A 14524-nucleotide genomic window follows, 5' to 3' on the forward strand; every position below is an offset into this window, starting at 1 on the left:
GGTAAAATCACCCTGTTTCGAATGATTTTTCTTCAGACATTTTGATATTAAATAAAAGCGTTTGAAATAAATACAAAAAAGCCCGACACATTGCGGGCTTTTTATTTCAAATTAATGACTTTACGACAGCAAAGGCTACTTGGCGTCCTTCTGCTTCATGTAGTCAAAAAACTCACTATCAGGCGAAAGTACCATAACATCGCTTTTGCTCGTGAAAGTTTTCTTATACGCTTCTAACGAACGAATAAAGCCAAAGAACTCAGGATCTTTATTGTACGCTTGAGCATAAATGTTTGCGGCTTCAGCATCACCTTCACCTCGAACTGTTCGCGCATTACGCTCAGCATCAGCTAGCATAACAGTTACACGACGGTCCACTTCTGCACGAATGGTTTCTGCTTTCTCTTGACCTTCTGAACGGTGCTCTTTAGCAACCGCCGTACGCTCAGCACGCATACGTTGGAAAATTGAATTGCTGACTTCATTCGGTAAGTTAATTTGCTTAACGCGCACATCCAGTACTTCAATACCTAGTTCTTGTGCACTATCAGATGCCTGAACCAGCGCTTCCGCCATCAACTCACTGCGCTCTCCCGAGACAATTTCTTTAATTGTACGAGAACCAAAGTTTGTTCTTAAGCCATTGTTTACTTTCTGTTTTAGTAGCGTTTCTGCATATTGCTTGTCACCGCGAGCTCGCAGGTAGAAGTTAGAGAAATCACTGACACGCCATTTGACATAAGAATCAACGATAAGGTCTTTCTTCTCACTTGTAACGAACCTATCCGGTGCTCCGTCAAGCGTTTGAATACGTGCATCTAGGTGACGTACTTGGCTAAAGAAAGGCACTTTAAGATGTAAACCAGGCTCATAAACAACCGCGTTATCTGCACTATCTTTTTGTACTTTACTAAATAGCAGCACAATCGCACGCTGCCCTTCAGTTACAACAAAGACAGAAGAGAACCCCAACAGGGCGAGAAGTATTAAAAAGACAAAACCAAAATTTCTCATCAATATTATCTCCCGCTGTTAAAACGATCTTGTGAGAATCTATCATTACTGCTGTTTACGCTGCTGTTACGAGACTGACCCAGTGTTTGACGCAACTGGTTAATGTCGTTTCGGCTAGGCAGAGTCACAGGCGCAGATGATTGAGATTGCTGCATGATCTTATCAAGTGGCAAATACATCATGTTATTGCCGCCTTTCACATCAACGATAACTTTAGAGCTACGACCTAGAATTTCTTCCATCGCCTCAATGTATAAACGTTCACGTGTTACTTGTTTCGCTGCTGCGTATTCAGGTAGTAACTTTTCAAAGCGAGCCACCTCACCTTGAGCTTCTAAAATGATACGCTCTTTATAACCTTCTGCCTCTTGAGTCATACGAGTCACTTGACCACGTGCACGAGGCTCAATTTCTCTCGCGTATGCTTCTGCCTCACGAATGAAACGTTCTTCATCCTCTTGTGCAGCAATAGCGTCATCGAATGCATCTTTAACTTCAGCAGGAGGACGAGAGTCTTTGAAGTTGACGTCCGTCACAATCAAACCAAGGTTATACGGTTCAATAATTTTGTTAAGCTCATCCCACGTACGTTGACGCACCTGCTCACGGCCTGTAGTTAGTACTTGGTCCATGCGAGAGTGGCCTACTACATAGCGAAGTGCACTATCAAGCGCTTGCTGCAAACTGTGGTCTGCATCCGTTACACTGAAGCGATATAATGTTGGATCAACAACACGATACTGCACTTCAAACTCAACACTCACTACGTTTTCGTCTTCTGTCAGCATAAAACCAGATGCTGATAGTGAGCGAACCGCTTCGATATCAATTGGAATTACGCGCTCGATAAACGTCATTTTCCAGCGTAAACCCGGCTCAGCAATGCGGTCAAATTTACCAAATTGCAGCACGATACCACGCTCAGCTTCTTTAACCGTATAAATACCACTTAGTGCCCATACAATTAAAGCGATAATGAAAATGAAGGTAATTCCAGCACCGCCAAGTCCACTCTTATTGTTACCTGGCTTACCGCCAAATATCCCGCCAAACTTGTTGTTAAACTTGCGGAATACCTCGTCCAGATCAGGTGGCCCTTGATCTCGTCCACCGCGATTTTTCCACGGGTCGTTATCATTGCCATTATTACCCGGTTCGTTCCAGGCCATAGCTATACTCCATTGTTATAAAATGAATTAAATTAAATCTAACAAAAATTGCCGCATTCTTATAGAGAATTAGGCCGAATTAGTATTTTTTTCAATTTTGAGCAATAAACCGTTCTATTTCCGGCCCTTGTTCTTTTTTCAGTCGCTCCCAGTCGGCTTGAGGTAACCTCACATCAAGTAACCAGTTGCCGAGCTCATCGTAGCTCTCGCTATGAACAGCATTGAGATTAAACAACGCTCCACGTAACTTGCCAAAAGCAGGCGGCACCAAGAGCTGATGACAAAACATCTTTTTCGCAAGCAATTCAGATATCGCTTGCGAGAGCAACTCTATGCCTTCATTCGCTTGCGCTGAAAGCCATACTCTAATCGGCACACCATTTTCGTCTCTATCGATTTTAGGTTGAATTTCCTCAACTAAATCAATTTTGTTGTAGACCAGCAGTTGAGGAATTTCATCTGCCTCAATCTCTTCCAGGACCGATTGTACCTGTTCTATATTTTCTTTTCTTCTTTGATCTGCAACATCTACCACATGAAGCTGCAAATCGGCTTCACGTGTCTCTGTCAGTGTCGCTTTAAATGCGGCGACTAAATCATGAGGTAAATGCCTGATAAACCCAACCGTATCGGCCAGTATTACAGCGCCTACATCATCAATTTCAAGTTTACGCAGCGTCGGGTCAAGCGTTGCAAACAGTTGGTCAGCTGCATACACATCGGAATTTGTAATTCGGTTGAAAAGCGTGGACTTGCCAGCATTCGTATAACCAACTAGTGACACTGTCGGTATTTCATTGCGGCTTCTCGCTCTGCGTCCTTGTTCTCGAACAACGGCGACTTTATCCAGCCTTTTACGAATACTCTTTATACGTTCTCTGAGTAGTCGACGGTCCGTTTCTAATTGTGTTTCACCTGGGCCCCGCAGGCCTATCCCGCCCTTTTGCCTCTCTAAGTGCGTCCACCCTCTAATCAAGCGTGTAGAAATATGCCTCAGCTGAGCCAACTCAACTTGCAACTTACCTTCGTGCGTTCTTGCTCGCTGAGCAAATATATCCAAGATAAGCGTTGTTCTATCTAGCACACGGCATCGACAAATATGCTCTAAATTTCTTTCTTGAGAAGGACTTAGTTGGTGATTAAATATAATGACGTCTGCTTTATAAGTTCTGACAATCTCGGCAATTTCTTCTGCTTTACCCGTACCGACAAATAGCTTGGGGTGAGGTGCCTGACGGCTGCCTTGCACAACCGCCACGCTACTAACACCAGCAGAAGATACTAGCATTTCCAATTCTTGCAGATCTTCACGATCTCCTTCATTAGGAAACTCTATGTGCACTAAGACTGCCTGTTCGCCGGCTTCATAACGGTCAAACAAGCAATATGCTCCTAATATCTATTAAAAATTTCCATCTTCACTTTGTTCTGCGCCTTCATTTCCTTGTGTATTTTGGAAATTGACAGCTCTAGCAGGAACAACTGTTGAGATAGCATGTTTGTAAACCATCTGGTTCACTGTATTTTCAAGTAAAATTACAAATTGGTCAAAAGACTGGATTTTGCCTTGTAATTTGATGCCGTTAACTAAAAAAATTGAAACTGGAATGCGCTCACGACGCAAGACATTCAAAAACGGGTCTTGTAACGATTGGCCTTTTGCCATTTTCTTATCCTTCGTTCTAGGTGTTATTATGTTGAGTTAGTTGAATAAAACAAAACAAATTATCGGTTCAACTACTATTAGCTTAGCGAACTTAAAATTCGTTGCAAGTTTTCTTGCTCTCCGGTCTCTAGCCAAGTTACATTTGGCCAACTACGAAGCCAGGTCAACTGTCGCTTTGCAAGTTGTCTGGTAGCGGCGATACCTTTGAATACCATTTCATCGTAATCGCATTCACCGCTTAAATGCTCCCACATTTGCCGATATCCAACACAGCGGATTGAAGGCAAATCAGGATGTAAATCATCTCGATTATATAGGGTCAAAACTTCGTTTTTAAACCCTTGATCAAGCATTATTTTAAATCTTTTCTCGATTCTTTCATGTAATACTTTACGATCGCTAGGTGCAATCGCAAATTGGTAAAAAGTATAAGGTAGCTCTGGTTGTTTTTGCTTTTGCAATAACGACATGGGCTTGCCTGTTATACGATACACTTCTAAGGCCCGATTAATACGCTGAGAATCATTTTCGCTTATTTTCTCAGCTGCCTCAGGGTCAATTTTAGCCAGCTCAGCGTGAAGTGCCGGCCACCCTTGCTCTGCAGCATCACGCTCTAATTCAGAGCGAATCTGTGCGGAGGCTTCTGGCAATGGCGATAACCCCTCAATAAGCCCTTTGAAATACATCATTGTACCGCCAACCAACACCGGGATTTTGCCCTGTGCGTGTAGTTTATCAATCAGGGCAATCGCATCACGACGAAAATCTGCCACCGAGTAGCTTTCTATGGGGTCGATCAAGTCGATTAGGTGATGAGGGGCTTGTGCTAACTCACTGGGTTCAGGTTTAGCGGTACCAACATCCATACCTTTGTATACTAGCGCTGAATCAACACTGATAATCTCAGTATCTAAATGCTTACATAGTTCAATGGCCAAGGCTGTTTTACCAGCAGCCGTCGGCCCCATCAGCGTAATAACGGGTTTATTCTGCAAACTAATACCCTTTTGGTAACAAATCTAAAATATAATTGGGGTCTATTTTAACGGCTTTTGCCGTAATTGCTGCTCTGCTTTTCTGTTTTTTTAGCATTTTTTCACGAACCAAAGCAAAATGCTGTGAGCGGAAGTACCCTGAAGGGGTATTTTTCAGCAACCACTCTAACCAAAAATGTAATTCGTTTACCTGACTTGCCTGCTCACAGCAGGTTTCAACCAATTGCGATACACACTGGGCTACATCTAAACTGTATAAACTGACAGGCAACTTTTTAACCATCACATGCGCATCTTGAAAAACCAGCTCGAAACCTAACAACGTCAGCCAAGAATTTACTTTTTCTAATACTTGCGACTCTTCTTTAGTGTGACTAACACGCACTGGGAGTAGCAATGCTTTGCCCAATAACGTGCCATCAGTTTCTATTTGCTCCAGCCACATAGCGCAGAGCCCCTCTCTGCCATGGGAGAGCATTAACCCTTCGTCACTTTGTAATAAAATTGCGCCTTCAGGCAATGCCATCCACTGAGTTTGCTCAACCTCCTGAACGGTGTCAGATTCTTTTTGAGAAGTATTATGTTCTGATGGCGAATGTTTTACAGGACGTTCTGGGGCCTCGGCTGTGAACGCTTGATAAAGCTGATTTACATTAACCTGCTTTTTATGACCTGACACTGAACCGCTGCTTATTCTAGAAGCTGAACTACTGGGTTGGTTAATTCTACCTGAGGGAGGAGTGCTGCTATGATAATCAGAATTAGATTGTCGGTCACTAAATAAACTAGGTTCTGCTACTTGAGCACGCTCTTGGCGAAGCGGAGTCCTGTATGATTGATGCAACCCCCCTTGGCTTTGCGAAGTATCTGGTCTATCCATTTCCAACTCAGGTTCAATCTGGGTCACGTGTTCGGCATATGGTAATTGCACTGAGCTGGGTTCAACAACTTGTTTGATTGCCTGCACAATAAAGTCATGAACCAGCCGCGCTTGATGAAATCTGACCTCGTGTTTGGCGGGGTGAACGTTCACGTCCACTTGCCTAGGGTCCAACTCTAAATAAATCACAAATCCAGGAGTCTCTTGACTCCCTGTCGCCTCTTCGAAAGCCTGTCTAATCGCATGCAAGATCAACTTGTCACGCATCATTCGACCGTTTACATAGGTATACTGTGGTTGGGTATTACTGCCAATAGGTAGCACCCAGCCATACAACTCTAAACCTTCATACCCAGATTCTATGAAACTGGCCTCGCGTTGAAATACTTTACCTGCAACCTGCGCCACTCGCTCAATGCTGCGAGAATCTTGTTTTGCACGATATTGTCGCACTACTTTTTGATTGTGGGTCAACGTGATTGCAACATCAAACCGACTTAGCGCTATCCTTTTCACAAGTTCATCAATATGGCTAAACTCAGTTTTTTCAGTGCGTAGAAACTTTCTTCGTGCTGGCGTATTAAAAAATAAATCTTTGACTTCGATTGTGGTTCCATCAGGGTGTGCCGTCGGCTGAACTTGTACCGCCATATCACGCCCCTCTGCGCAAGCTTGCCACGCAGTATCTTGAGACGCCGGTTTCGAGCTAAGCGTTAACCTCGAAACCGAGCTTATTGAGGCCAATGCCTCCCCTCTAAAACCCAATGACGCAATTGCTTCAAGGTCATCTAAGTTCTTAAGTTTACTGGTGGCATGCCGAGATAGGGCCAAAGCTAACTCATCTTTATTAATTCCAGACCCATTGTCTCGAATACGGATCAGCTTGTGTCCGCCGCGTTCAATCTCTATTTGAATCCGGTTAGCCCCAGCGTCAATGCTGTTTTCTACCAGTTCTTTTACAACAGAAGCTGGTCGCTCGACCACTTCACCAGCTGCGATTTGGTTAGCTAACCGCGCTGGTAAGATTTCAATTGCCATTTTTACGCCTTTGGAATCGTCAACACTTGACCGATATGTAAAATATTATTTTTCAATCTATTAGCCCGCTTTAAAGCTGACACCGTTGTACCATATCTGGCAGCCAACACACTTAGTGACTCGCCTCTCCTAACCTTGTGATGTAACGGTTTCTTTTCTTTTAACCGTGCGAATAAAGAGTCATCAGGCGGATTCTTTTGATAATACCGCTTAATCGCAACAAAAACAGCATTGGCCAATCGCTGTTGATGATACGCAGTTTTCAGCTGTTTCTCTTCTTGCGGATTAGAAATGAACCCGGTCTCGACAAGAATAGAGGGAATATCTGGCGATTTCAGTACACCAAAATTTGCTGCTTGTGGTCTTTTTTTATGTAATTTAGCAACTTTTTGCAGCTCTCCCACGACTTGCTCCGCAACTTGAAAACCTGTTTTCATGGAATGATCCATAGACATATCTAACAGGGTTTTTGCTAGATATTTTTCATTTTCAGTGTCCTTGAGCACCCCGGCAGCACCACCTAATAATTGTGATTGCTTTTCTCTGTTCTCTAACCATTTACCAATTTCAGAGTTAGCGCGGCGCAGCGACAAAGTCCATACTGAGGCGCCTCTGGGCCGTGGGCTAGAAAACGCATCAGCATGAATTGAAACAAAGAAGTCTGCACGCTTTTTTCTCGCCTTTGCGGTACGGGTGTTTAACTTAAGAAAATAATCACCTGAACGTGTAAGCTGTGCTTTCATTCCCGGCTGCTTATTAATCAAACGTTCAAGTCTTTTAGCTATTTGCAGTGTAATGTGCTTCTCGTACGTACCCGTTGGTCCTATAGACCCGGGATCTTGACCGCCATGTCCCGCATCTATGGCGATAATAATATCGCGGTCACGCTTTACATTGCGCTTCTTACTAGCAGACTTGGTTGCAACTGGCTTTTTTTGACCATAGAGATCAACCACCAAGCGATCAGAACTTTTACCTGTCGGAGCCAGTGCAAAAATAACGGGCTTTGTAGGTCGATTCAATTCGAAAACGACCCGAGTGCTAGTACGCTTTTTAGGTGTACTGTAGCGCATTTTATTGATAACACGATGGCTTTTGGGGATCGCTGGTAATCTGGGTAGGCGTTTAGTATTTTCAAAATCGACCACTAAACGCAAAGGCTTTTGCAGCACAAAGTAACTAAAATCGGGCTTTTTAGTGAGATCGAATACCACCCGAGTACTTTCTGCTGATGGGCTAATGCGCACATTTTTAATGGTATTTTTAGCAACTGTTTGTGCTGCGAACATCAGCAGCACACACATAGTTATAAAATGAATATATTTGATATGTACGCTACGCATAACTACTGATAGCTAATAATACTTGTATTCCACGTTCACTATGCGCTTTGAGCGTAACCGTTCTTGCATCACCCTCATAAGCTAGATAAATATCAATGTCTGGGTTAGGAATAAATCCTTCGCCCTTTTCTGGCCACTCTACAATGCACACAGCATTTGCAGCAAAGTAATCTCGGATCCCCATAAACTCAAGCTCTTCAGGATCACCAAGTCGATATAAATCAAAATGGTAAACCGATTTTGAAGGTAACTCGTACGGTTCCACCAGTGTATAAGTTGGGCTCTTCACGTTACCTGCATGCCCTAACCCTTGCACAATGCCCCGAGTCATCGTGGTTTTACCAGCACCTAAATCACCGTGCATATAAAATACGGCGCCCTCGATAATCGAAGAGGCAAGCCTGCGCCCAAGATCGACGGTTGCTTCTTCATCACTAAGAGAAAGCGTTAAAGTACTGTTTTGGCTCATCCCATAATACCTCTAATATGGTCAAATAAATCACTCGCAAGCATGCCAAGATGCCCATCGCGAGCGGCTTGCTCTGCTGCAAGGCCATGAATATACACACCAAGCGTCGCCGCTTCATAACGACTGAGGCCCTGTGCTAATAAACCCGCGATTATACCAGATAATACATCACCCATCCCAGCACTGGCCATTGCAGAACACCCTGAGCGGTTAATATTTATTCGTTTGCCATCAACAATTAAACTTCCAGGCCCTTTGAGAACAATACAAGCTGCATATTCCTTGCTCAATTGTTCCGCCATGTCAAAGCGTTTTGACATATTTAGCGTGGTATTACCTAGCAAACGCCGAGCTTCCCCAAAATGGGGAGTTAATATTGCACGATGCCATGGAAGGTGAGACTGCGCAAGTAAGTTCAAGCCATCCGCATCACAAACCACCAACCCCGTGAAGTTTTTAACCGCAGCATACATTTTTTTTGCCCAAGCATCTTGGCCAAGTCCTGGACCAATTACAACCACATCCGCTTTATCAAGTAAGGTATCTAACTCTTTAGGTAAAGAAACGCCATGGACCATTAATTCATATCGCCCATTCAACACAGCAGCTTGATTGTCAGGGTGAGTTGCCACACTCACCAAGCCAGCACCGGTACGCAGACACGCTTCAGCAGCCAACCGAATTGCTCCGGCCATCCCTTTTCCTCCGCCGACCAATAAAACGTGACCACACTGATTTTTATAACTATCTGCGCTTCGTACTGGCTTTAGAGAGTGTAGGTACTTCCCCCCCGGGTAACAGCAGTTAGTATGAGATAACTCGCCGAATGCTTGAGCTATACCTAAATCCGCCAACAGTAATTCACCACATAAACTTGCAGCGCTTCCCGTGAGCATCCCCTGCTTTAATGCAATAAAAGTCAACGTTGAATCCGCATCAAAGCTGTCCGGCGCTACTTCTGCAGTCGAGCCATTTACACCACTGGGAATATCGACAGCCAGTTTCCAAGCTTTACTGGATTTGAAATGGTTAAACGCCTCTTTGACTGGATCGGGTAGCTCCCCTCTAAATCCGGTCCCAAATACGGCATCAACGATTGCATCAAAGTCTCGGCCTATACATGAGCGCAGTGCAACGACATGCCCTCCGCTTCGACAAAACAGTTGATAGGCTTCCCCCGCGTCTCCTTTGAGCAAGGAGGGTTCAAACAGTGCGCACACAGTGACATTAATTTGCGCATGCAAGCAACGCTTGGCAAGCATAAACCCGTCACCAGCATTGTTCCCTTTACCGGTGAAAATCAAAATATTTTTAACCGCTTTATTGCGTACAAGTTCAAATAAAGCGTGACCAGCTCGCTGCATCAGCTCACTGAGCGTTGTACCCGAATTTAATGCTGCTTGTTCTTCATGCAGCTTTACTTCTTGGGCGCAATAAGCAATTTGTGGTAAATTATGCGTGTATTGACCTTGCAAAATAGACAGTCCGTGAATAAAGCCATACCTACTATTAACTATACTGAACTTGCCGAAAAAATTAAGTGCTGGGGAAAAGAATTAGGATTTGCAGAGGTCGGGATCACCGATATAGACCTGAGTGAACATGAAAAACAACTCCAGCGATGGCTTGATTTAGGCTATCACGGTGAAATGGAGTATATGGCTGCACACGGTATGAAACGAGCACGACCCGCAGAGCTGGTCCCTGGTACCAAAAGCATCGTATCAGTAAAAATGAACTACCTTCCGCCGGATGCTAGCTTTGCTCGAGCACTTAAAAATAATACAACAGCCTATATAAGCCGCTATGCCTTGGGTCGTGATTATCACAAAGTGCTGCGAAACCGGTTAAAAAAATTAGGTCAAAGGATCGAACAAGAAGTAGGCCAATATGGGTTTCGTCCATTTGTTGACTCAGCGCCCGTGTTAGAACGACAAATTGCCGAAAAGGCGGGCCTTGGCTGGCGAGGAAAAAACAGTTTACTCATTCATAAACAAGCTGGTTCTTGGTTTTTTCTTGGCGAGCTTTTTGTCGACTTACCACTGCCTCCGGACAACAACAAGGTTGAGGAAGGGTGTGGCAAGTGCAACGCCTGTATCAGTTTGTGCCCAACAGGCGCAATTGTTGAACCCTATGTCGTCGATGCAAGACGCTGCATTTCATACCTCACCATTGAATTACAAGGTGCGATCCCGGAAGAATTCCGCCCCTTATTGGGCAATCGCATCTATGGCTGCGATGACTGCCAACTCGTCTGCCCTTGGAATCGCTTCGGCCAGCTAACCGAAGAAGCTGATTTTCACCCTCGAAAAACCCTAAAAGACAGAGAGCTGCTTGAACTATTTGCGTGGGATGAGAGTACATTTTTAAAAAATACGGAAGGAAGCCCTATTCGACGTATAGGTCACGAGCGATGGCTACGCAACCTTGCTGTAGGACTTGGCAACGCAAACTATGACGAGCAGATTGTCGAAGCACTTAACAACAAACGACACCTTGTTAGTGAATTAGTGCAAGAGCACATTCAATGGGCACTGGCACAGCAACACAAAAAGCAACACGACGAGCGGAAAAAAGCTCGACTAATACGGATTGTAGAAAAAGGCTTACCACGAGATGCTTAGTAAGCTTCAATTCTATCGTTAAGGTTCATCTCGCGTGAGTGTACACAGGTCATGCTCTATTTCGGCAAACGCTTCCTTCACTTGAGCGATTGCCTCCTCTCTCGCTACAGAACTCTGAATTGCTTCATCAATATGCGTAAAAATAAACACCTCTTGATCTTCATCTAACCCCATTGAAGGAATGCGTGATTCAAACAACTCTTGAAGGCGTTTAAATATTGCTTCGTTTTGCGAACGGTTGTTGTTGAGCATAGATAGCAAACCGGAAAATTTGCTATGGATGGTTTTAATTGCCCCGTTTAGCTCTCGCTGTTGATTTATCAAAGTGTCTTTGGTCAAAATCGATAACAACTGTTGCTCTGTCACACTCACGATAAAACATATATGATCACGAATGCGGCCGTGTTTATCTGGATCTTCGGACGGCATATTGAGGATGAGTACGCTTAGCAGCTCGTAGTTAACCAGTATTCTATTTGTAAACTCATGCAGTCGCCCCTTTGAATGTAAAATTTCAAACAGCTCCATCACAATTGGTGAACACAAGCCGGTAGAAGCAAAGTGCTGCCTTTCACCACTGACCCGCATTTCAATATTGCAGCTCAAACCAAAATTGGCGAGACAGCTGATCAGCGCATTTGCAAGCTCGGACACATCTTGAATATTACCCACTTGCTCAACAAAATTGACAATTTGGCCCATTTCACTACTTGTCGCCATCGCGCTAAATGCAGTGGTTGTCGCATCTTCTATTTGCTGCTCTAGAATATCTTTTTCTAATAACATCTGCCCTAAATGCAACAGTTTTGCTTTTAGTTCACTGTGACCAAACGGTTTTACAATATAGTCTTCGGCGCCAACAGAGTACCCCTCCATACGCTCTTCAACAGACCCTCGCGCCGATACAAACATAACTATAATATGCTGTAATTTGGGGTTGGCCTTGATTTCTCTGCACACTTCATAGCCACTCATCTGGGGCATGCTAACATCCAGTAGAATCACTTGGGGGTCAAAGGACTCAACAACTTCCAGACACTCATGCCCGCTGGTTGCAGTCATGATTTCAAAGTCTAGATCTTCTAAAATTTCTTCAATGATTTCGAGGTTAAATGGTTCATCGTCCACTGCTAAAATTCGTTGTAGTGCCATGATTTAAATTCCTTGTGCTCTTTCCATATAGTTATAGTCGGGGATTTAACTTGTCGCTAGTTACCTTGATTGTAGGGCAATTCAATGACGAACTCAGCGCCACCACTATCGCCATTTCGCGCATAAATACACCCTTTATGTAACAGAACAAACTCTTTGCAAATAGCAAGGCCTAAGCCTGTTCCCCCTGCTCCGCTATTGGTTTTGCTGCTTTGTGCAAATTTATCAAATATGTGTTCCAACTCATCTTTAGGAATACCAACTCCTTGATCACAAATCGTCAGGTTTAAAGTATCCACAGTGCTGGAAAGATAAACCTGCACCTGACTGTTTTCCGGACTGAATTTAAGCGCATTACCCAATAGGTTTCTAACCACTTGTACCATTTGGTCTCTATCGCATAAAATCTCGATCCCACTTTCTTGTGCATGCAAATTAATAGAAATGCACTTTTTCATCGCTAATCCGGATACATCCTCCACTCCCTCCGCGAGAATGGCGGTGAAATTATGAACACTGGGATTAAAAGGGAAGCGCCCAGCATCTAATTTCGACAAGTCGAGTAAATTATTGAGCAGTAGAAGCAACCTTTCACCACTGGTTTCGATCCTTGATAAATACTTGGTGAGCTTTTCAATTGGCGCTTCATTCGCGGCCAGCTTATCAAGACCAAAGCGCGCGAAGCTCAAAATAGAATGCATTGGAGTGCGCAATTCATGGGACATATTTGCTAAAAACTCTGATTTACTGATATTCGCGCGTTCAGCTGCCTCTTTTGCAGATTGAAGTTGTGCGGTTCTTGCTTGAACTTCCGCCTCTAACACTTCTTTGGCTTCTTCTAGTAACTGCTGTTTACGCTTCAGATGCGCGACGTTTTTGAAAATCGCCGCCAGCCCTATTTCTCCGTGATGGTCAATTTCAATAAACGTACCCATTAAAGGAATTGAGAGCCCATCGGGCCTAGGCAGAACCAAGTCACAGTCAAAATGCCTTGCCATCAAACCGGCTTCAATCCGGTTTTTTAAAGCCTCTACAGACTGACGCTCAAATAAATTAAAAATAGAGTGGGATTCAAGCTGCTCTGCATTGAGGCCAAACAGATTTAAACAGGCATCATTCGCTTCAATTACAAACCCTTTTAAGTTAAACAGCATAATCGGATCTGGAGTGTGTTTATAAATGACCCGCAGTAAGCTATCACGCTCGATCAATGCATCGACTGTGTCTTGCAAACGCTCAACCAGCTCTTGATTGTGCCGCCTCAACAGCTCTGTTTGCCAGAGTTTATGTAACGATTGCAATAGCGCATTCTCATCAACGGGCTTTGTCAGAACATCTTCCACTCCCTGTCGGATTGCTTTTAATGTATCAACTTGACTCTCTCTTGATGTCATTAATAAACAACGACAATTAATATGGTAACTTCTAACTTGTTCAAAAACGTCCAGTCCCGTTTCTTCTTGCAAGTTAAAATCACAGATAAGCAAATCAAAGCTATGCTCTTTCGCTAACAACCCCGCTTCATGTGCATTACTCGCAGTTTTCACATCCAATTGCGCACCAGTGAGGCTCACCGACAATTGCTTGAGCCGTGAAGGAATATGGTCAACCAATAACACTTTTGGCAGCAGCAATTGTGCCTGCTCACCAATTTCCATTACTCGTTCTAGCAAACCTGTAATTTCTTTATTGCCAAAAAATGGGTAAATCACAATTGCATTTGACAGTACACGGTTTAACTGGCTAAAGGCACTCAGGTGTTCAGAGTTTTCTGGTTTTGGGGCCAACAAGATGATTTTCTCATGCTGACTCAGCACATCTAAAATTTCAAAATACTCAGGCGGGATCCCGTGAGCAATAGCAATAACATCAAAGTGAGCGAAACAAGTTTGATTATCCAGTGTTTCGTAATGTATGTGTTCCACTTCACTGCCCAGTAACTCGAACAGCACTTTAATACGCATAGCTAAAACACTATTGCTGTCTATGATCAATACTTTATTTGTCATAGTTATACCCTTTTTCCATGGTACAGCTTAGTGTAGTTCAATTTATAACAATCATTGCACGAATCAAAAAGAAGGGACTTTTACGCTAAAAAAACTATCGTGTACAAGAGCTGTATGTCGACATCAATCAGGCGCTATCAATTTATTGTCGCAGACTTTGGGGCA

Annotated in this window: 12 protein-coding genes; 1 reads left to right on the top strand and 11 read right to left on the bottom strand. The window is 43.7% G+C overall.

Annotated elements, in window-relative coordinates:
* Nucleotides 1-135 precede the first annotated feature (135 nt).
* The 9 genes from hflC to MHN81_RS00245 form a co-directional block, all read right to left on the bottom strand.
* Complete coding sequence (hflC, locus tag MHN81_RS00205) at nucleotides 136-1014, bottom strand: protease modulator HflC (RefSeq protein ID WP_023399907.1); 879 nt, start codon at nucleotides 1012-1014, stop codon at nucleotides 136-138.
* Between the two features lie 5 nt (nucleotides 1015-1019).
* Nucleotides 1020-2183, bottom strand: a complete 1164-nt coding sequence (gene hflK / locus MHN81_RS00210; protein ID WP_023399906.1) for an FtsH protease activity modulator HflK — start codon at nucleotides 2181-2183, stop codon at nucleotides 1020-1022.
* 91 nt (nucleotides 2184-2274) lie between these two features.
* Nucleotides 2275-3564, bottom strand: coding sequence for a ribosome rescue GTPase HflX (gene hflX, locus MHN81_RS00215; RefSeq protein ID WP_023399905.1), 1290 nt, complete (start codon nucleotides 3562-3564; stop codon nucleotides 2275-2277).
* A 21-nt stretch (nucleotides 3565-3585) separates the two neighbouring features.
* Nucleotides 3586-3849, bottom strand: a complete 264-nt coding sequence (gene hfq / locus MHN81_RS00220) for an RNA chaperone Hfq (RefSeq protein WP_023399904.1) — start codon at nucleotides 3847-3849, stop codon at nucleotides 3586-3588.
* A gap of 77 nt (nucleotides 3850-3926) precedes the next feature.
* The gene (gene miaA / locus MHN81_RS00225; protein WP_023399903.1) at nucleotides 3927-4817 is read right to left on the bottom strand and encodes a tRNA (adenosine(37)-N6)-dimethylallyltransferase MiaA; all 891 of its coding nucleotides are present in this window, start codon (nucleotides 4815-4817) and stop codon (nucleotides 3927-3929) included.
* Between the two features lie 28 nt (nucleotides 4818-4845).
* A complete protein-coding gene (mutL, locus tag MHN81_RS00230) occupies nucleotides 4846-6762 on the bottom strand; it encodes a DNA mismatch repair endonuclease MutL (RefSeq protein ID WP_023399902.1) in 1917 nt (638 codons plus the stop codon).
* A 2-nt stretch (nucleotides 6763-6764) separates the two neighbouring features.
* Nucleotides 6765-8105, bottom strand: coding sequence for an N-acetylmuramoyl-L-alanine amidase (locus MHN81_RS00235; protein ID WP_023399901.1), 1341 nt, complete (start codon nucleotides 8103-8105; stop codon nucleotides 6765-6767).
* A complete protein-coding gene (gene tsaE / locus MHN81_RS00240) occupies nucleotides 8098-8574 on the bottom strand; it encodes a tRNA (adenosine(37)-N6)-threonylcarbamoyltransferase complex ATPase subunit type 1 TsaE (protein ID WP_023399900.1) in 477 nt (158 codons plus the stop codon). Before tsaE ends, MHN81_RS00235 begins: the two co-directional genes overlap by 8 nt.
* On the bottom strand, nucleotides 8571-10049 hold the full coding sequence (locus tag MHN81_RS00245) for a bifunctional ADP-dependent NAD(P)H-hydrate dehydratase/NAD(P)H-hydrate epimerase (RefSeq protein WP_023399899.1): 1479 nt from the start codon (nucleotides 10047-10049) through the stop codon (nucleotides 8571-8573). Before MHN81_RS00245 ends, tsaE begins: the two co-directional genes overlap by 4 nt.
* Here MHN81_RS00245 and queG point away from each other — a divergent pair.
* Nucleotides 10029-11198 (top strand): tRNA epoxyqueuosine(34) reductase QueG, encoded by a 1170-nt coding sequence (gene queG / locus MHN81_RS00250; RefSeq protein ID WP_239424746.1) that lies wholly within the window; start codon nucleotides 10029-10031, stop codon nucleotides 11196-11198. The two genes, MHN81_RS00245 and queG, sit on opposite strands and share 21 nt — an antisense overlap.
* An 18-nt stretch (nucleotides 11199-11216) precedes the next feature.
* On the opposite strand, the gene MHN81_RS00255 is transcribed toward queG, so the two are convergent.
* Nucleotides 11217-12350 carry a response regulator gene (locus MHN81_RS00255; RefSeq protein WP_239424747.1) on the bottom strand — a complete coding sequence of 378 codons (1134 nt, stop codon included), beginning with the start codon at nucleotides 12348-12350 and terminating at the stop codon, nucleotides 11217-11219.
* A 56-nt stretch (nucleotides 12351-12406) separates the two neighbouring features.
* Nucleotides 12407-14359 (bottom strand): ATP-binding protein, encoded by a 1953-nt coding sequence (locus MHN81_RS00260; RefSeq protein WP_023399896.1) that lies wholly within the window; start codon nucleotides 14357-14359, stop codon nucleotides 12407-12409.
* Between the last annotated feature and the right edge of the window lie 165 nt (nucleotides 14360-14524).

The organism is Pseudoalteromonas sp. Of7M-16, from assembly GCF_022347805.1.
Taxonomy (GTDB): domain Bacteria; phylum Pseudomonadota; class Gammaproteobacteria; order Enterobacterales; family Alteromonadaceae; genus Pseudoalteromonas; species Pseudoalteromonas luteoviolacea_F.

What these genes read in the sequence shown, in the direction of transcription:
- hflC (WP_023399907.1), bottom strand. Translation starts at nt 1,014, where the DNA reads ATGAGAAATTTTGGTTTTGTCTTTTTAATACTTCTCGCCCTGTTGGGG.
- hflK (WP_023399906.1), bottom strand. Translation starts at nt 2,183, where the DNA reads ATGGCCTGGAACGAACCGGGTAATAATGGCAATGATAACGACCCGTGG.
- hfq (WP_023399904.1), bottom strand. Translation starts at nt 3,849, where the DNA reads ATGGCAAAAGGCCAATCGTTACAAGACCCGTTTTTGAATGTCTTGCGT.
- miaA (WP_023399903.1), bottom strand. Translation starts at nt 4,817, where the DNA reads ATGGGGCCGACGGCTGCTGGTAAAACAGCCTTGGCCATTGAACTATGT.
- mutL (WP_023399902.1), bottom strand. Translation starts at nt 6,762, where the DNA reads ATGGCAATTGAAATCTTACCAGCGCGGTTAGCTAACCAAATCGCAGCT.
- MHN81_RS00235 (WP_023399901.1), bottom strand. Translation starts at nt 8,105, where the DNA reads ATGCGTAGCGTACATATCAAATATATTCATTTTATAACTATGTGTGTG.
- tsaE (WP_023399900.1), bottom strand. Translation starts at nt 8,574, where the DNA reads ATGAGCCAAAACAGTACTTTAACGCTTTCTCTTAGTGATGAAGAAGCA.
- queG (WP_239424746.1), top strand. Translation starts at nt 10,029, where the DNA reads ATGCGTGTATTGACCTTGCAAAATAGACAGTCCGTGAATAAAGCCATA.
- MHN81_RS00255 (WP_239424747.1), bottom strand. Translation starts at nt 12,350, where the DNA reads ATGGCACTACAACGAATTTTAGCAGTGGACGATGAACCATTTAACCTC.
- MHN81_RS00260 (WP_023399896.1), bottom strand. Translation starts at nt 14,359, where the DNA reads ATGACAAATAAAGTATTGATCATAGACAGCAATAGTGTTTTAGCTATG.